The 18,197-nt window shown below is 49.5% G+C and carries 19 protein-coding genes; 7 read left to right on the top strand and 12 right to left on the bottom strand.

From position 1 onward, the window contains the following. The first annotated feature begins 248 nt into the window (after positions 1-248). Entirely contained in the window at positions 249-1,166 is a 918-nt protein-coding gene (metA, locus tag CIB36_RS13150; RefSeq protein WP_093989970.1) for a homoserine O-acetyltransferase MetA, read from the top strand. 34 nt (positions 1,167-1,200) lie between these two features. Here metA and CIB36_RS13145 read toward each other — a convergent pair whose 3' ends face one another. The 3 genes from CIB36_RS13145 to CIB36_RS13135 all read right to left on the bottom strand — a co-directional run bounded on the left by CIB36_RS13145 (position 1,201) and on the right by CIB36_RS13135 (position 3,965). Next, entirely contained in the window at positions 1,201-1,803 is a 603-nt protein-coding gene (locus CIB36_RS13145) for a lysine exporter LysO family protein (protein ID WP_093989969.1), read from the bottom strand. A gap of 3 nt (positions 1,804-1,806) precedes the next feature. After that, complete coding sequence (locus CIB36_RS13140) at positions 1,807-2,103, bottom strand: LysO family transporter (protein ID WP_093989968.1); 297 nt, start codon at positions 2,101-2,103, stop codon at positions 1,807-1,809. A 62-nt stretch (positions 2,104-2,165) separates the two neighbouring features. Beyond that, a complete protein-coding gene (locus CIB36_RS13135) occupies positions 2,166-3,965 on the bottom strand; it encodes a protein kinase domain-containing protein (RefSeq protein WP_093989967.1) in 1,800 nt (599 codons plus the stop codon). 289 nt (positions 3,966-4,254) lie between these two features. Between CIB36_RS13135 and galE the strand changes: the two genes are divergently transcribed. Then, on the top strand, positions 4,255-5,253 hold the full coding sequence (galE, locus tag CIB36_RS13130) for a UDP-glucose 4-epimerase GalE (RefSeq protein ID WP_093989966.1): 999 nt from the start codon (positions 4,255-4,257) through the stop codon (positions 5,251-5,253). Between the two features lie 114 nt (positions 5,254-5,367). Beyond that, positions 5,368-5,745, top strand: a complete 378-nt coding sequence (locus CIB36_RS13125) for a hypothetical protein (RefSeq protein ID WP_093989965.1) — start codon at positions 5,368-5,370, stop codon at positions 5,743-5,745. Between the two features lie 80 nt (positions 5,746-5,825). On the opposite strand, the gene CIB36_RS13120 is transcribed toward CIB36_RS13125, so the two are convergent. After that, positions 5,826-7,958, bottom strand: coding sequence for a glycoside hydrolase family 3 C-terminal domain-containing protein (locus CIB36_RS13120; RefSeq protein ID WP_093989964.1), 2,133 nt, complete (start codon positions 7,956-7,958; stop codon positions 5,826-5,828). A 187-nt stretch (positions 7,959-8,145) separates the two neighbouring features. Here CIB36_RS13120 and CIB36_RS13115 point away from each other — a divergent pair, with 187 nt between their 5' ends. The 4 genes from CIB36_RS13115 (at position 8,146) to CIB36_RS13100 (ending at position 12,003) form a co-directional block, all read left to right on the top strand. Next, positions 8,146-8,994 carry a patatin-like phospholipase family protein gene (locus CIB36_RS13115; RefSeq protein ID WP_093989963.1) on the top strand — a complete coding sequence of 283 codons (849 nt, stop codon included), beginning with the start codon at positions 8,146-8,148 and terminating at the stop codon, positions 8,992-8,994. 108 nt (positions 8,995-9,102) lie between these two features. Then, entirely contained in the window at positions 9,103-9,963 is an 861-nt protein-coding gene (locus CIB36_RS13110) for an NAD(P)/FAD-dependent oxidoreductase (protein ID WP_093989962.1), read from the top strand. 177 nt (positions 9,964-10,140) lie between these two features. Further along, entirely contained in the window at positions 10,141-10,818 is a 678-nt protein-coding gene (locus tag CIB36_RS13105; protein WP_093989961.1) for a Crp/Fnr family transcriptional regulator, read from the top strand. Positions 10,819-10,959: 141 nt separating this feature from the next. Then, positions 10,960-12,003: a helix-turn-helix domain-containing protein gene (locus CIB36_RS13100; RefSeq protein WP_093989960.1), complete on the top strand. Its 1,044-nt coding sequence runs from the start codon at positions 10,960-10,962 to the stop codon at positions 12,001-12,003. A 71-nt stretch (positions 12,004-12,074) separates the two neighbouring features. On the opposite strand, the gene trxA is transcribed toward CIB36_RS13100, so the two are convergent. From trxA to CIB36_RS13060, 8 genes are all read right to left on the bottom strand, one after another. Further along, the gene (gene trxA, locus CIB36_RS13095) at positions 12,075-12,383 is read right to left on the bottom strand and encodes a thioredoxin (RefSeq protein ID WP_093989959.1); all 309 of its coding nucleotides are present in this window, start codon (positions 12,381-12,383) and stop codon (positions 12,075-12,077) included. An 87-nt stretch (positions 12,384-12,470) separates the two neighbouring features. Further along, the gene (locus CIB36_RS13090) at positions 12,471-13,097 is read right to left on the bottom strand and encodes a precorrin-8X methylmutase (protein ID WP_178085735.1); all 627 of its coding nucleotides are present in this window, start codon (positions 13,095-13,097) and stop codon (positions 12,471-12,473) included. Beyond that, complete coding sequence (locus CIB36_RS13085; RefSeq protein ID WP_093989957.1) at positions 13,097-13,615, bottom strand: cob(I)yrinic acid a,c-diamide adenosyltransferase; 519 nt, start codon at positions 13,613-13,615, stop codon at positions 13,097-13,099. Before CIB36_RS13085 ends, CIB36_RS13090 begins: the two co-directional genes overlap by 1 nt. Further along, positions 13,612-15,087, bottom strand: coding sequence for a cobyric acid synthase (locus CIB36_RS13080; protein WP_093990045.1), 1,476 nt, complete (start codon positions 15,085-15,087; stop codon positions 13,612-13,614). Before CIB36_RS13080 ends, CIB36_RS13085 begins: the two co-directional genes overlap by 4 nt. A gap of 7 nt (positions 15,088-15,094) precedes the next feature. Then, on the bottom strand, positions 15,095-16,156 hold the full coding sequence (gene cobD / locus CIB36_RS13075; RefSeq protein ID WP_229408257.1) for a threonine-phosphate decarboxylase CobD: 1,062 nt from the start codon (positions 16,154-16,156) through the stop codon (positions 15,095-15,097). A 47-nt stretch (positions 16,157-16,203) separates the two neighbouring features. Next, positions 16,204-17,193 carry an adenosylcobinamide-phosphate synthase CbiB gene (gene cbiB / locus CIB36_RS13070; RefSeq protein ID WP_093989956.1) on the bottom strand — a complete coding sequence of 330 codons (990 nt, stop codon included), beginning with the start codon at positions 17,191-17,193 and terminating at the stop codon, positions 16,204-16,206. Continuing rightward, a complete protein-coding gene (locus CIB36_RS13065; RefSeq protein WP_158662711.1) occupies positions 17,190-17,804 on the bottom strand; it encodes a histidine phosphatase family protein in 615 nt (204 codons plus the stop codon). The genes cbiB and CIB36_RS13065 overlap by 4 nt, the downstream gene beginning before the upstream one ends. Next, on the bottom strand, positions 17,801-18,193 hold the full coding sequence (locus tag CIB36_RS13060) for a bifunctional adenosylcobinamide kinase/adenosylcobinamide-phosphate guanylyltransferase (protein WP_093989954.1): 393 nt from the start codon (positions 18,191-18,193) through the stop codon (positions 17,801-17,803). The genes CIB36_RS13065 and CIB36_RS13060 overlap by 4 nt, the downstream gene beginning before the upstream one ends. Between the last annotated feature and the right edge of the window lie 4 nt (positions 18,194-18,197).

Genomic DNA, 18,197 nt, shown 5'->3' with positions numbered 1-18,197 from the left:
GTACTTGTCCGCTCCCTCTTTGTGGTGCCTTACTATCATATCACGTTCGCGTCCCTTTGTCAAGTGCTTTTTTTCGCCCCTTGTCTTTCGGTACTCCCCCGCTTCGACAGCTTTGTTATTTTAGCACCTTTTTTCTACTTTGTCAATAGGATTTTGCAACTTTTTTATTTTTCTGCTACTCATTGCACCTTTCTTTTAAGAATGATATAATAGATTCATTCTTATAGTTATTTAAGGGAGGTTATAGCATGCCCATCAATATACCCAATTCCCTGCCGGCAAAACAGACGCTGGAACAGGAAAATGTTTATCTAATTACTGATGACCGAGCGGCGCATCAGGACATCCGCCCCCTGCGGATCATGATCCTAAATTTAATGCCTAAAAAGATCGAAACAGAAACCCAACTGCTGCGCCTGTTGGGCAATACTCCCTTACAGATCGACATTGACCTGCTGCAAACCGCGACCCATGTTTCTAAGAACACCAGTTCAGAACACTTATTGAAGTTTTACCGGACTTTCGACGAAGTAAAAGAGGAACGTTATGACGGCTTGATCATTACTGGCGCCCCGGTTGAGATGATGCCCTTTGAGGAGGTTGACTATTGGGGAGAATTGGAACAAATCTTTGAATGGAGCAAGACCCATGTCTACTCCACCTTTCACATTTGCTGGGGAGCGCAGGCCGGCGTCTATTATCATTATGGTATCGAAAAGCGTATTCTTCCACAGAAGATGTTTGGCATCTTCCCCCACAGCCTTACAAACGCCAATCATCTTTTAATGCGCGGGTTTGACGAGATCTTCCAAGTCCCTCATTCCCGCCATACTGGGATCGACGAAAAAGCGTTGTATGGGCATCCAGAGTTGGAGGTGCTTTCCTATTCCGATATTTCCGGGATCAATATCGCTATTTCTCATGACTGCCGGCGTGTCTTTGTATTTGGGCACTTTGAGTATGACCGCCGCACCCTTGCAAACGAATATTTCCGGGATATTGAAAAGGGAATGGACAACGTCCCGTTCCCCTATCACTATTTCCCTAATGATGACCCGGCGATGCGTCCTCCCTTTATTTGGCGGGGGCATGCGAATCTTCTTTATAAAAACTGGCTGAACATCGTCTATCAGCAGACTCCATATGATCTAAATGACCTGAAGTAAAAAAAGACCGTTCCATTTTTGGAACGGTCTTTTTTTACCGAAACAACTGATAGGATAGGTTGATCAAAAACGGCACACAGGCTGAACAGATCACCCCGTTCATCACAGAGATCACCACAACATCTTCACTGGTATATTTTATCATCATCGGAAGCGTTGTATCCTCGCTGGTCGCGCCCGCGGGTGCAATGGCAGTGTAAGGGCCGAAATGGCGCACTATAAATGGGATCAGCAGAAAGGAAAGGATCTCTCGCAGCAAATTGCTCAAAAACGCGATCGTCCCTGCTTCAGCGCCAATCAAATCGCCCACTAAAACTCCCGAAAGGCTGTACCAGCCCAGTCCGGAGACGATCGGCACGCAGGTGGACAACGGCATCTGAAGCACCAGTGCGGCAAGCCCGCCCCCCGCTGCAGAGCCAATGATGATACCTACAGGGATCAACAAAACTGTCAGGTTATATTCTTTCAATTTTCGCAGTACGACCTTATTCATCCCAACACTGATACCCACAGAAATCATCAACACATACAAAACTAAATCAGAAAGCCGGATCAGCAAATCCGATATTTCAGGTGTGAAGATAAACTGTGCGCACAGCACCCCGGCAATTAAGCTGACGATCGCTAGATATACCACCTGTTATTCCTCCTCTTTCCGAACATGCCACCCTAAAAAACGTTTTGTCAGCGGATATACTAAAGCGACCGACAGCACGATCGGGAACGCTGCCAGCACCAGGCTTTTCCACCCTAACTGCGTAAGCTCCTGGAGAAAATCTTCCCGGCTTCCCAATTTGACCCCCATCATAAAAATCAAGATACAGACCAGGATCAGCTGGAACTGGGAATTAAATTTCCCAAACCGTTCCGTTGCCCGGACCGGGATCAAAAAATATCCAATCAGCGTACCCGCTGCCATAATGATCACAACTGCCATGTTTTTCCTCCTGTTCAGCCAGAAAATAAGGCTTGCAGCGAAAGCCGCAAGCCTTATTCATTTTATTCTTCCTCTTCCGTGCTTTCTTCCGGTTCAGGCTGCTGCGCCGGGCCAGAAGAATAATAAATGGTGATCGAGCCATCCTGAATGTCTTCCAGCGGAACCTCTGCACCAGGCTGAATCCCATTCGGGCCTTCAATATTGATCACATTCCCCTTTGGAACGATCTCATGCGACTGTTCCACGGGGTCAGCAAACTTAGAGGCCGGAATATGCAAATCATCCCGTAAATTGGAAATCAAATTATCCTTTGTCATTTGCTGCAGATTATCTAATGCCGGGAAAGTTACCGTAAGCTCTGGAACTGTTACAACGATCAGCTTTAACTCCGCTCCCCGTTCCACCTTTGTTCCTGCTGCAATGCTCTGTTCTACAACGGTCCCTTCTTCGTATCCGCTTAGTTCCTGCGCCTCTACGACAAAGCTGTATTTCCCGTCATACATTGGGTTATTCTGGATCTCACTGATATTCATGTCGATAAAATTATCCACTTCGATCAGGTCCGCAGCCACTTCACTGGAAACTGAGGAATCAGAAGAAACGCTTTCTGTTTCAGACATATCAGAAGTCAACTCAGAGCTTGCCGCCGAGTTTAAATCATCTGCTGGCTCATTGGTGCTTTTACAGCCAAATCCGACCATCACCCAGTACAGCAAAAAGGCGATGAGCAGGACAAATGGCAGACAAAGCAGCACGACCCGTTTCCAAGGCGCGATCGGAGGACGCTCCTCTTTTTTCTCTCCCGGTTTTCCACCATTGGGTTCCTTTTCCGCTGGATTTGCCGCCGGGCGCTTCTTGGCAGCGTCATAATACTGGGTCGCCTCTTCCTTGACTGCATCCATAGAAATGGTAAAATTCCCTTCGTGGTACAGATCAGAAACTAACCCGCGGATATTGCCGGTACGTTCACGGTAGTCGCAGGTAAGGCCGCGCTCCACCGCCAAAGAAACTGACAACGGCACTGTTTCATTCAACTCCACCAGCGGGATCAGGTTATCATTCACTGCGCGGGTATTTGCCTCCGGCGGCATCGTGCCCGAAAGGGTCTTGTAAAGCACCGCGCACAGGCCGTACACATCGGTCCATTCACCGTGGGGAGTCATACGGGCATACTGCTCCGGCGCCGCATACCCCTCATAGATCTTACTTCTCAGTTCGCTGTGCTGGACCCTTGCTGCACAGATCTCAAAGCCGGTCAGGATCAGTTTCCCTTCCAGTGTTACCATCAGCGTTTCCGGGCTGATGCCGCGGTGGATCACACCGTGGGTATGGATCACCGCCAAGGATTCAAAAATCGGTTTAAACAGTTCCGAGGCTTGCTTCCAGCTCAGTTCCCCAGCCTGTTCCCTGATATACTGGGACAGCGGGACCGCGTCATATTTTAGATAGACCGCATAAACGGTATTGTTTTCCTCAAAAAGGTCATAAACCCGGATGATATTCTCCAGTGAATTCAATTCTCCAAGGTTCTGATACAGGTCCAGAAAATCAGATTTCAGCGCTTTAAACTTTGCATCGCAGCCAGGCTCCACGATCAGCGTTTCTTCCTCGCGGGCACAAAGATTATCGGGCATATACTCCCGTAAATAAATTGCGCATTCCTTATTGCAGTCAAAGCCGATATAGGTATTTCCTTCCCCATCTGAAGAAAGCAGCTTTCCAACCACATAACGGCTGTGCAGCACAGTTTTTGGTTTCAGCGCGTTAGGCAAAACAACATCCTCCCGGCTAAAGCCACAGTGCGGACAGCGTTCCACATCCCCGATCTCACGCATACAACCCAGACAGATTCTGACTCCCATCTTTTACACCTCAAATTCACGATATTTTCGCGAAATGTTTCTATCCTTTACAAAATGATTTTTCATCATGACCACATCTTATTATTTCCCGTTTAATATAATATCAACAACCAGAAAATTTGTCAACCAAACCGCCGGGTTTTGTCAAACAAAATCTATCATTTGCCGCTCGAAAATATGGACATTTGTTTCATCTCATTGACTTTCCGTCCGGGAATAAGATATAATAAAACCAGCGAGATTCAATCATTTGCTCCATCAATCTGAGTAAGGAAATGAGGGTGTTTTTATGTCAGTTTTGGTTACCGGCGGTGCCGGGTATATCGGCTCCCACACCTGTGTCGAATTATTGAATGCCGGGGAAGAGATCGTTGTCATGGACAACTTCTGCAACAGCAAGCCGGAAGCGGTAGAACGCATTAAGCAGCTTACCGGCAAGGACTTTAAATTCTATGAAGCCGACCTGCTTCATCCGGACGAAATGGAAACTATCTTCGCGGAAAACGAAATCGAAATCGTCATTCACTTTGCCGGGTTAAAGGCGGTGGGGGAATCTGTACAAAAACCGCTTTTATATTACCATAACAACATCACCGGAACACTGATTCTATGTGAAACGATGAAACGCCACAATGTCAAAAAAATCGTGTTCAGCTCCTCTGCAACCGTATATGGAAACCCGCATACTGTTCCAATCAAAGAGGATTTCCCATTGTCTACAACAAACCCTTATGGTTCCACGAAATTGATGCTGGAACAAATTCTGACCGATCTAAATGTGGCAGATCCGGAATGGAACGTTACTCTGCTTCGTTATTTCAATCCGATCGGTGCTCACAAAAGCGGCCTGCTTGGAGAAAACCCCAACGGGATCCCAAATAACCTGATGCCTTACATCTGTCAGGTAGCAGAGGGGATTTTGCCGCAGCTGAACGTATTTGGAAACGACTACCCAACTCATGACGGCACTGGCGTACGAGACTATATCCATGTTGTCGATCTTGCGCTGGGGCATCTGAAAGCCGTGGAAAAAGCAAGGGAGATCGGCGGGGTCAACGCTTACAATCTGGGGACAGGAACCGGCTACTCTGTATTGGATATCGTAAAGGCCTTTGAAACTGTAAATCAGATCAAAGTCCCCTATGTCATTGCGCCGCGCCGGGCAGGCGATATCCCGGAATGCTATGCAGACCCGGCAAAAGCAAAGGAAGTTCTGGGCTGGGAAGCAAAATACGGCATTGAGGATATGTGCCGGGACAGCTGGAACTTTATCCAGAAAAACAAATAACTTCAAAAGGCTTTCCATGATTTGTGGAAAGCCTTTGTTTTTTATAGCATCTTGATTTTTTTAATGCCGCAAGGTATGATAGTTTTGGTACTACATACAAGGAGGAAACAACCCGTGAAACGATGTAAATACTGCGGAAAGCCGTTGACTGGCCCGCAGGAAAAATACTGTAATGCAGACTGCCGCATGAAAGCCCATGCATTCAACCGATTCATGGACCGGAAAACTCATTCTTTCCTGTTCCTCTTTATCGTCGGCACGGCCGGCATTATTGCCGGTAGCGTTATGATGATGATGAAACCGGGGGTGGGCACCGGGATCATTGGTTTGTCGCTGATCGTTTGGGGGCTAAACTTTTTCATCCTGCCGTTTGGTTTCCCCGATTCCTTTTACTGGCTTGGGATCTTAAGGTCGATCCGCATCATCCGAGCGGTCAGCCTGCTGATCATCTTATGCGGGATCGTCATTGCTATTTTGGGCTTCGGAGGATAAGCCTCGGACATGTCTGCAACTATAAAAATCCCCCTGACCGAACCAATCGTCTTCGGTCAGGGGGATTTTTAAGTATCCTATTATTTTATATGAACAATATAGCTCAGCGGGCTGGTCCCTGTCAATTCTACACTTCTGTCATCCGGCTGGCTGATCCCAGCAAACAACTGGAAGCTGCCGCTTTCAATCTGCCGCTGACCCTGCTCATTCACCGCTTCCAGCTCATGAGGCTGTACGGTCAAGAAAACCGTTTTCTTTTCTCCCTTTGCCAAAGCAACGCGCTGGAATGCCGCAAGGCTCCAGTTACGCACCGCATTGGGAGATTCCAAGTCTTTCACATAAACCTGCGCTACCTCTTCCACATCGAATTCCCCGCGGTTTTCCAACGTCAGTTCTATGGCGACCGGTTCTCCTTTGGCGACTGCTTCCGGCGCATTGAGTGCAGCAGCCTCTACCTTGGAATAGGTCAGGCCATATCCAAATGGATAAAGCGGTGTGGTTTCCAGATAGCGATAGGTGCGCCCCTTCATGGAATAATCAGTGAATTCCGGCAGGTCAGCCGTATCATGATAAAAAGTTACCGGAAGCTTTCCGCTTGGGGAGACCTTACCAAACAGCAGATCGGCCGCAGCAGTTCCCCCGTGGCTGCCCGGATACCATACATCCAGGATCGCTGCGCAATGCTCCTGCGCATACTGGATCGCCATAGCGCTTCCTGCGCCCAAGATCAGTATCACCGGCGTCCCGGTGCCGCATACCGCCTCTAAAAGGTTCTGCTGAAATCCCGGCAAATTCAAATCCGCCTTATCCCCGCCGGCATAAGAGTTTCCTTCATCGCCTTCTTCCCCTTCGATCAGGGAATCCAGCCCAAGGCAAAGGACCACGGCATCGCAGCGTTCCGCCACAGAAACAGCCTCGCTGACCCGGTCGTTTGTTTTAGCAAGGCCTTCTACCCGGTCCTTATACAGGTGGCAGCCCTCCGCGTACCAAACACGGGTATCCGGGTCCACCGCTTCCTGAATCCCTTCCAGGATCGTAGTATACTTCGATGCTGTCCCATAATAGTTACCTTTGAGCATCAGCTGGCTGTCTGCATTCGGCCCGATCACCGCAATATTTTTCAGGGATTCTTTTTTCAGCGGCAGGATCCCATTGTTTTTCAGCAATACCATTGATTTTTGGGAGGCTTTCAGCGACAAGGCGTTGTGTTCCTTACAGTCATTGACCTCGTAGGGGATTTTGTTGTACTCGCAATCCTCATCAAACATCCCCAATTTCATTCTGGTAGTAAACAGCCGTTCTGCGGAACGGGTGATCGTCTCTTCGTTGACCAGCCCCTCCTGAAGCGCTGCCAGCACATGCAGGTAGGTGTTTCCGCAGTTGACGTCACAGCCGTTATTCAGCGCCAGCGCCGCTGATTCCGGAGCTGTCTTGGTCACCATATGATGGGTATGGAAGTCACGGATCGCCCAGCAGTCTGAGGTAAAATGTCCCTGGAAGCCCCATTTTTCCCGCAGCAGGTCGTGGATCAGGGTCTTGCTGCCGCAGCAGGGTTCGCCGTTGGTGCGGTTATAAGCGCCCATGACCGCCTCGACCTTCGCTTCCTTTACTGCCGCTTCAAAAGCCGGCAGATAGGTTTCGTTCATGTCTTTTGGGGTCGCCTGCGCGTCAAATTCATGCCGCAGGCTTTCCGGGCCGCTGTGCACCGCAAAATGCTTCGCACAGGCCGCCAGCTTCATGGTCTTTCCATCTCCCTGAAGCCCCTTGATAAAGCGCACCCCTAAACGGGAGGTCAGGTAAGGGTCCTCCCCATAAGTCTCGTGCCCGCGTCCCCAGCGGGGATCTCTGAAAATATTGATGTTTGGGGACCAAAATGTCAGTCCTTTATAAATGTCCCGATCGTTTTTCCGCACAGCTTCGTTGTATTTTGCACGCCCTTCGGTAGCGATCACCTCGGCAATTTCCTGCAAAAGATCCTCATCGAACATTGCCGCAAGGCCGATCGCCTGTGGGAAGATTGTTGCCGTCCCGGCACGCGCCACGCCGTGCAGGGCTTCATTCCAGTAATTGTATTCCGGAACGCCCAGCCGTTCTACTGCCGGGGCGTCAAATCGCAGCTGGGAAGCCTTCTCCTCGACCGTCATGCGGGAAACTAAATCCTTCGCGCGTTCCTCTGGGGAATAGGAAGGATCCAAATAAATGGGTTTTGACATTACACCATGCTCCTTTACGGTTTTCTTTTTCCTTGATTATACCGTATATCACACAATTTTGTATAGTATTATCGAAGAAATCGGCAAATTTTTCAACTAAAAACGCAATAATTGATAGTTTTTTCCTTGTTGCACAGAAACTTTAAAAACGGTATAATAATATCAATAAAACACGGGAGGAAAAATTATGGCTCAGGTCGGTTTAGTTTTGGAAGGCGGCGGCTTGCGCGGTGTCTATACTGCCGGGGTATTAGACGCCTTTCTGGAACAAAATATCAAAATCCCTTATGTGATCGGGGTTTCCGCGGGCGCCTGCAATGCGGTGTCCTATCTGTCTAATCAAAAGGGGCGGAGCGCCGCCATTAACATTGAGCACTGCAATGACCCGGAATATTATGGGTTTCGGAACCTGATCACCAAAGGTGCAATTTTTAACGAAGACATGCTGTTCCGAAAAATGCCGGAGGAACTGTATCCTTTTGATTATGATACTTATGAAAGCTGTGGGATCAAGCTGATGGTCGGCGCAACTGATTGCGTGAACGGCGGTGAAGTTTACTATTCCATGGAGGGCTTAAAGGACAAAATGGTGATCGTAAAAGCCTCTAGCTGGCTGCCCTATGTTTCCCCGATGGTGGAATACGATGGAAAAAAACTGCTGGACGGCGGGATCGCCGATCCAATCCCGGTCAGAAGATCCATAGCGGATGGCAATGATAAAAATATCATTGTTCTGACCCAGCCGCAGGGATACAAAAAAAGCCCCTCAAGTGTGATACGGCTTGCAAAAATCAAATACCGACGTTTCCCGAAACTGATCGAAATGCTGAAAAACCGACATGAGGTATATAACCAAACCCTTGCCTTCGTTGACCAACTGGAAGCGGAGGGAAAGGCGGTCGTTCTGCGGCCCAGCCAATCTTTAGGACTTTCCCGGCTGGAAAAGGACGCGGAAAAATTAAAAGCCGCCTACCGGTTGGGATATGCAGACGCACTGGAAAAAATAAAGGTGATCCAGGCCTTTTTAGAGCAATGATTCCGGTTGGACCCCGCAGAATACTGCGGGGTATTTCTTGCGCTTCGTGAGTCTGTCACAGAATCTAATTGCGAAAACGGTTATACTAATTAAAAAGGAGGAGACATCATGGCAAACATTATCATCATCGGCGCGGGGCCGGCAGGGGTTTCCGCCGCTTTATATACCGCACGCGCCGGGATCCAGACTACGATCCTGACAAACGGAAAAGGCGCGTTGCAGAAAACAGAAAAAATTGAAAATTACTACGGCTTTGCCCAGCCGATCAGCGGTCCCGAGCTGGAGCAGGTCGGCCTTGCCGGCGCTGTGCGTTTAGGGGTCGAGGTCAAACAAACAGAGGTTTTAGGCATTACATTCGAGGAAAAGCTGGTGGTACAAACCACCTCCGGCAATTTTCCGGCAGACAGTGTGCTGCTTGCTACCGGTTCTTCCCGCACCACCCCTAGAATTCCCGGCATCCGGGAGCTGGAGGGCCACGGGGTAAGCTACTGTGCAGTCTGTGATGCCTTTTTCTACCGTGGAAAATCAGTCGCTGTGCTGGGAAACAGTGATTACGCCTTGCACGAGGCACTGGAGCTGCTCCCGGTTGCAGGTTCTGTTACCCTGCTGACCGATGGGCTCCCCCCTTCCGTAGAGGTGCCGGAGCAAATTCAGACCGACTTGAGGAAGATCGCGGCAATTCGCGGTACGGAACAGGTAGAAGCCGTAGAATTTTCTGAGGGTGACCCTCTGCTGGCAGACGGCATTTTTGTGGCTTACGGCGTAGCCGGCAGTACCGATCTGGCTAAAAAAATCGGCGCTGTAACAGATGGAAACCGGATCGTCGTTGATGAACGTATGGCAACGAATATCCCGGGGCTTTATGCTGCCGGAGATTGTACCGGCGGCTTGCTGCAAATCTCTAAAGCTGTATATGAAGGAGCAAAAGCCGGGACAGAGATGATTCAATATATTCGGAAATTAAAATAACTCCTTCCGCTTTTCTACTATAAAAAGGCCGTTGTTTTAAACAGCGGCCTTTTTTATAAAATCTGTCACAAACGGCAGCTAAGGGTACGAGCGCACCGTGCCGCATATGACTCTGTATTGTGTTTTTGAAACGGTTATGGTACACTAGGAACAATAGAGTCGATCGGAGATGATACGATGCAGCCAACCGAATATGAAGTCATCTTACAAGAAACATTCCCTTTTTGGGGACAGCTATCCAAGGAACAAAAAGAATTGATGATCAAAAACACCATGACAGTCCAATACCCCAAAGGAGAACAACTGCATCGCGGAAGCCTGGACTGCATTGGGGTATTGCTGGTCCAAAGCGGGCAGTTCCGTACTTATCTGCTGTCTGAAGATGGGAAAGACATCACTCTGTACCGTCTCTCCAAAGGGGAGGTCTGCCTGCTGACTGCCTCCTGTATTTTAAAGGAGATCACCTTCGATGTTTTTGTAGACGCGGAGGAGGACAGCACGGCGCTTTTGGTCCCCGCGGCTGTGTTCCGGCAGGTCACCCAGCAGAATATTCATGCGCAGGTCTTTGAATACCAGCTGCTTACCACCCGTTTTTCCGATGTAATGTGGGCTATGCAACAGATCCTATTCATGAGCTTTGACAAACGTCTTGCCATCTTCCTCATTGACGAGCTTGCCAAAACCGGCGGGGATACCGTCCGCCTTACCCACGAACAAATCGCCAAATACATGGGAAGTGCCCGGGAAGTGGTAACACGTATGCTTAAATACTTTGCCAATGAGGGAATCGTCACGCTTTCCCGAGGAGCGGTTACCGTGACCGACCGGGAAAAATTGCGGAAGTTGACCAATTAAAAAATATCTCTTTCATGATAATGCCTAAGATTTATTTTTAACCCTAGGTTAATTCTCACAAAGCATTTTTTAACAACCTCTCCGTTGTATTTTACCGTAATTTTTGATAGGATGAAACCATAAAATCACGGGGGATTCGGTATGAAGATCAATCAAATCATTCGGGAAAAAAGAAAAGCATTATCGCTGACACAAGAGCAAATGGCAGAACTGCTGGGGGTATCTGCACCGGCTGTAAACAAATGGGAGAAAGGCAGCACATATCCCGATATTACTCTTCTGCCCGCTTTGGCTCGCCTGTTAAAAACTGATTTAAACACGCTTCTGTCTTTCCATGATGATCTGACAGCTGACGAAATCAAACTTTTTGTAGATGAAGTTGATCGAACAGTTCAAAATCAAAGTTACGAAGCAGCTTTCCAGCAGGCAATAGAGAAGATACAGGAATATCCCACTTGTGATAACCTGATTTATTCTGCTATTCTTTACTTAGAGAGCGCGCTCTTACTTTACGACGTACCTAACCCGGAACATTACAAAGAGAAGTTTCGACCATATTACGAACGTTTAGCCGACAGTGAAAACCCGGGAATCAGGGATACCGCTATGTGTATGCTGATCTCCTATGCACGCAATCAAGGGGATTTTGTAAAGGCAGAGGAACTGATCCATGCTCTTCCGTTTTCCTCCGTGGATAAAGAAGAACAGCTTGCCGTGCTTTATCAAAAGCAGAAACGGTATGAAGACGCGGAAAAATTGTGGGAACATCGGATATTAAAAGGAGTTACCGAAATAGAATCTGCCCTAATTAACATGCTTGATATTGCATTATCAGAAAATCGTGACAGCGATGCCGCATTTTTTGCAGATACCTATGAAGCTGTTAATACGCTGTTTTATTTTCCGGAATGGATGAACTGGCATGCTCATTTACAGCTTGCTCTTGTACAAAAGGATCAAAAGAAAAGTTTAGAAATCCTCAAAAAAATGCTGCCCGCCATGAAAATGAAGTGGATTCCTCAGGCCTGCCGGTTGTATCAGAGTGCAAAGAACGGCTATTCCACCGATTGGTCAAGCCGGTTGGCAGATACGATTTGTAACGAATTAGCCTACAAGGAAGATTTTTCGTTTCTTCGTAATAATACGGAGTTTGACAAACTGATTACGCAAATGCATGACGGTTAAACAAAATCTCTACTTATAAAAAATCCGTACTCTTTGAAAAACAAAGGGTACGGATTTTTTATGCTCTTTCATTACCGGATCAAATCTTCAATCGCAGATTTAGGCTGAACACCTACTGTCTGGTTTACCAATTTTCCTCCGCGGAACACTGCCAGAGTAGGAATACTCATAACTCGGAATTGCTGAGCCAGTTCCGGTTGTTCATCGATATTGATTTTGCCAACCTTCACATCAGCATTTTCTTCTGCCACTTCATCAACTACCGGGGAAAGCATCTTGCAGGGCATGCACCAGCTGGCCCAAAAATCTACCAGTACGGTCTGTTCCGCCTGAAGTACTTCCTGTTCAAAATTTTCTTTCGTTATCGTAATCACTGCCATGAGGATCTCTCCTTTTCTTTTATCTTGAGATTAGTATATCCAATTTTTTCATTCGATTCTGTAACCCGGTTACAAAAACAAAGAATATTATCGTTTTATCTGATATAAAAGCGCATTGACGATCGCTGCCGCGACATTGCTGCCGCCTTTTCTGCCTCTTGCTACGATCGCCGGCACTTTTGCGCCTAAAATCAGTTCTTTCGCTTCTACTACATTCACAAAGCCGACTGGAACACCAATGACAAGCGCCGGTTCCAGTTGCTTCTGGGTTATTAGCTCATACAGTTTTATCAAGGCGGTTGGCGCGTTTCCAACCGCAAAGATCAATGGTCCCGGCAGGGAGGCAGCTTTTTCCATGCTTGCCACGGCGCGGGTAGTCCCGGCGCTTTTTGCCAGCTTTTCTACATCCGGGTCAGCCATAAAACATTCTGCCGTTCCACCCAGCTCGGCTAGGATCTTTTTGTTGATCCCCGCCTTTGCCATGTTGGTATCCGTGACCACCGTCGCTCCTTTTTGCAGGGCGGAAAGCCCAGCTTCTACGGCATTTTCAGTAAAGGTCAGATTCTGCACATAGTCAAAATCCGCCGAGGTGTGAATGACACGTTTTACGACCGGCAGCTCCTTCTGTGAAAAGTGATGCGGTCCCATTTCCTCTGTGATGATCTCAAAGCTGCGGTGTTCTATCTCCATCGGCAGCGCCTGCGCAAGTTTCATCATTGCTCGATCCCCCTTCTTGCCGCGATCCCACGGTCATATGGATGCTTTTGTTTTACCATTTGGGTCAGATAATCGGCCGCTTCTATCATGTAATCAGCCGGGTCCCGCCCAGTCAATACCAGCTCCAGCTGCGGCGGCTTCTGTGTTAGTAATTTTTGCAAAGCCTCTTCTCCAAGCAACCCGGTGGAAATTGCAGAGGTCGCCTCATCTAACACCAGAAGATCGATCTCTTCTAGCTGAGAAACCGCTTCCCGCAGTAGTTCATCCTGCTGGAAACGCACTGCCTTTTTTTCTTCTTCTGTCATCTGAAAAGAAAATTTCTGGCACTCTCCACGCCGGACCGTCACACCCGGCAGACGTTCCAGCACCGCGATCTCCCCGCTGGGACGGCCCTTCATAAACTGCAAAAACCAGACCCTCATGCCGTTGCCCGCCGCGCGAACAGACAGCCCGACAGCCGCCGTGGTTTTTCCCTTTCCATCCCCTGTATAAAGGTGGATCAATCCCTGTTTCATATTCCTTCCTCCAAAAACTGATAGATCCGTTCCATATCCACATGTCCCCGGATCCCGTCTGCCAGTAAATCGAACTGCCTTTCCCGGTATGCGGTTTCATCGAAAGTGTCCAGAGAAGCGTCGATCCCTTTTGATTTCAGTAACGCTTTTACCATAGCGGCCGCGATCTCTGGGGAATCAAACAGGCCGTGGACATAGCTACCATAATAGTTTTCTTTCTGCGCTCCGCCAAGGTCAGAAAGCGGGAATACCGGTTGTAAAAAGGAGGTCTTCCCCATGTGGATCTCGTATCCGGAAAAAGCCTTGCCCGACAGGGCGGCAAAAATGCCCCGTACTTTTGAAAATGTTCCCCGCACCTGTCCGCGGACCTTTTCTCGGGAAAAGGCAGTTTGTGCTGGGAAAAGCCCCATACCCCGCATAGACCCGCCGCTTTCTACCTGCTCCGGATCCTCCAGCTGTTCGCCCATCATCTGGTAACCGCCGCAGATCCCAAACACAGGCCCGCCCTGTGCCGCAAATTTTAAAATCCTGGCTTCTAATCCGTTTTCCCGCATCCATTTCAGATCGCCCATCGTGTTTTTTGTTCCGGGCAGGATCACCATATCCGGCGTTCCAAAGTCCCGTAGGGAGGTTATATACCGGAGAGACACCTCCGGAACCCGTTCCAAAGCGTTAAAATCTGTAAAATTGGAGATGCGCGGGAACCGGACCACCGCAATGTCACAAAGTCCCTGCCCTTTGTGTCCGTCCAAACGTTCCGAAAGGCTGTCTTCGTCATCTAAATCCAAATGCAGGTAAGGAATCACCCCGCTGACCGGGATCCCGGTCAGCTCCTCCAGCATAGAAAGTCCCGGACGGAGGATCTCCTCATCCCCGCGGAATTTATTGATCAACAACCCTTTTACCATTTGGCGCTCGTCCTGTTCCAGTAAGGCGACCGTCCCATACAGGGAGGCAAACACCCCTCCGCGGTCGATATCTCCAACCAACAGCACAGGCGCCTGCGCCAGTTTAGCCATCCCCATATTCACGATGTCATCCTGCTTTAAATTGATCTCGGCAGGGCTTCCAGCCCCTTCGATCACAATCATATCGTTCTGGGAAGCCAGCGTGTGAAACGCCTTCATAATATCAGGGATCAGTTTTTTCTTGTACCGGAAATAATCCGCCGCTTTCATATTCCCCAGCACTTCCCCGTTCACGATCACCTGCGAGCCAACGTCATTGGTGGGCTTTAGCAGGATCGGGTTCATCAAAACAGAGGGCTCGACCCCCGCCGCCTGCGCCTGCAAAACCTGGGCGCGGCCCATCTCCAGACCGTCGGCAGTGATAAAGGAATTCAGCGCCATATTCTGTGATTTAAAGGGCGCGACCCGGTATCCATCCTGACGGAATATCCGACATAATCCGGCTGTTACCAAGCTTTTTCCAGCATTGGAAGTAGTTCCCTGAATCATCAGTACCTTTGCCATTGCTATGCTATCCTCCATAAATACAAGCCTTTAACGCCTGTATCAATCGTTGATTTTCTTCCGGTGTTTTGATCGCCACACGGTAATCATATGCGTCCAAGCCGCGGTAATCCCCGCAGTTTCGCACCAAGATCCCCCGCTTCAGCAGTTTTTTTTTTAAGTCGGGGCTACCGGCACGAAAGCAAAGGTAATTTGCCTGCGAAGGAATCACTGTCAGTCCCAAACTCTCCAGTGAAGCTTTCAGCCGGGGGCGTTCTTTCTGCAAAAAAAGACGTGTCCTTGTTAAAAATCCGGCTTCCCGAAGCGCGGCAAGTCCTGCCGCCTGTGCTGGGATCGAAACATTCCATGCCGCGCCCGAAAGCTCCATTTCCCTCAGCAAATCCTTGTCCGCACAGGAGCACCAGCCAAGCCGCAAGCCTGCCATGGCATAGGCTTTGGTAAACGCCCGCAAAACCAGCACATTTTTGTATTCACCCAGCAGGGAAAGCATGGTGTTCTGCTCTCCGCATTCCCAAAATTCCAAAAAGCACTCATCTACACAAAGAAAAGCCCCAGCCTTAGCACACCGCTTCGTGATTTCCTCAAGCCAGCTTCTTGCCACAGCCTGCCCGGTGGGATTGTTTGGATTGCAAAGAAAAAGCAAATCCCCCTCCTCAATCCAAGAAAGATCCGGGATCTCCTCTGGTAAAAAATCATTTTCCCGGGGCAAAGGGATGGTGCGGAGCTCGCATCCCACACTGTTCAGCGCGATTTCATATTCGGAAAAGGTGGGAGCAAACAATGCGGCCTTTTTCGGCTTTAACGCCTGCACCAATCGGAAAATCAAATCAGCCGCGCCATTCCCGCACAGGATCCATTCGTCCGGCAGGTGGTAATATGCCCCTAGCTCCTGTCTTAATTCCCGGCAGGCCGGGTCCGGGTACCGATTGCAGAAAGTCACAGCCCTTTGCGCCGCTTCCGCCACCGAGAGAGGCATCCCAAGCGGGTTTACGTTTACTGAAAAATCCAGCGCCCCCGCCGAAGTTTTCTCCCAATCTCCCCCATGTATCCTGTTGATATCAGCCGACACCCTATTTCTCCTTTCTGTTGTAACCGCCGGGCCGCTACCGGCAACCGTTATAAGATCCCGCTTAAAACAGCAAGCCAAATTCCCCGCCAAGCGCAGGAAAGCGCTAACGCCAGCACTGCGGCAGCCTGCATCAAAATATTTGCCCGCGCAATATCCTCCGGCACGATCGGGCGGTCATCGTCCCCAATATATGGCTTATGACAAAGCTTTCCAAAGTAAAAATTATCCCCCGCCAGCCGCAGATGAAGCGCCCCGGCACAGACAGATTCGGTCTGCGCGCTGTTGGGGCTTGCGTGCTGACAGCGGTCACGACGATAGATTCTAACGGCATTTTTCCGGTCAAACTTTTTTTCCCCGCAGCAGGCGATCATCAGCCACGCAGAGAGCCGGGACGGCAGAAAATTCATGATGTCGTCCAGCTTTGCCGCCGCCCATCCAAAGAAAAGATACCGTTCATTTTTATACCCGACCATGGAATCCATAGTATTGACAGCCTTATAAAAAAATCCCAGCGGGGCGCCGCCGACCGCTAAAAAAAACAGCGGAGCCACCACCCCGTCCGAGGTATTTTCAGCAACTGTTTCCACTGCTGCGCGGGCAACCCCGGCCCTGTCCAGTGAAGCGGTGTCCCGGCCAACGATCATGGAAACTGCCCGCCTGGCCGTTTCCAGCGTTCCATGCTGTAGCTGCTCCAGCACCGCCATGCTTTCCTTTTTCAGTGAGGTCACCGCTAAAATCTGGTAACACATCACCGTTTCCAATAAAAAATACAGAACCGGCTGGCATCGCCAGGCAAGCCATAAAATCACGCATGGGATTGCCCATGCCAACAGCGTAACAATCAGCGCCAACAGTACTCCGGCGGTACGTTCCCCCCGCGGCGTTTTTGGAAAAACAGCACGCAATCCTTTTTCCAGCCCGCTGATCAAAAGCCCGATCAGCCGCACAGGGTGAGGCAACCAGTGCGGATCGCCCAGCAAAAGATCCAAAACAAAACCGGACAGCATCGCTAACAACGAAAGCCATAAAAAATTCATGCCTGTCCCTCCAGTTGTGACAGCTTACCCACTACGGAAAACCGCTTTTTTTCCCATTGCTCCGGTGTAACCTCAACAAGCCAGCCGTCGCCGTTTTCACACTGCCAATCATAATAATCCCGCTTCGGACACCCATAGGCAGACAACAAATTCATCACCGTTCCGCCGTGCGCCACGACTGTGATCTCTGTTTTCCCCGATCGGAACAAGCTGGGGACGACCCGCTCCCAAGCGGTACGCATCCTTCGGTCTGCTCCCTCTAGCGTTTCCCCATTTGGAAAGCCGTTCTTCCCGTTTTCCTGCAAAAAAGCCTGATATTGCGGAAAAGTCTTTAACTGCCAGTGTGTTTTCCCCTCAAAATCCCCAAAATCAGTTTCCCTCAGTCCTTCTACGATCTGAGCTGTGACGCTGGGATAAAGGATCTGCGCCGTTTCAAGACAGCGCTTCATAGGGCTTACGATTACCAGCTCCGCCAAGGGGTACCTACCATGTTCTTTCGCACAGGTCAGCTTCTGTCTGCCCTCAACACACAGCGGCTGATCTGTCCGGCCGATAAATGCATGCTCTAAATTCCCTTTCGTTTTTCCATGCCGCAAAAAGGTGATCCTCACTGCCATTCCCCCTTTATGACTATTCCGATCCCGCAGGATACCCGCACTACGCAGTGTGCCTGTTTTGCCAGCATACAGCAGGCGCGCCCTACCGTTTCCCGCCAGTCTCGTTCCTCCCGCTTCATCGGCACGATCCCGTTCCCTACCTCAGTGCATAGAAACACCGTTTTTGGGGAACCTTTCACATACCTTTCCAGCCATGCGATCGGTTCTTCCTGTTCTGCCAGCAGCCGCCGGATCAATTCCTCCAAATGGCTGATCGCGGCTGGCTTTTCACCGCTTGTCCAGTCCCATTTCCTGCCATCCGCCATATTTTGTACAGCCCGCGGCGCCATTTTTTGCAGGTACGCCGTTTTTCCCTGCGCCATTCCTCCAACGATCAGCTTCATAATT

It is taken from the genome of Massiliimalia timonensis (genome assembly GCF_900186585.1).
Lineage (GTDB): Bacteria > Bacillota > Clostridia > Oscillospirales > Ruminococcaceae > Massiliimalia > Massiliimalia timonensis.
The sequence above is the reverse complement of the archived record's forward strand: the minus strand, read 5'-3'. Positions and strand labels throughout refer to the sequence as shown.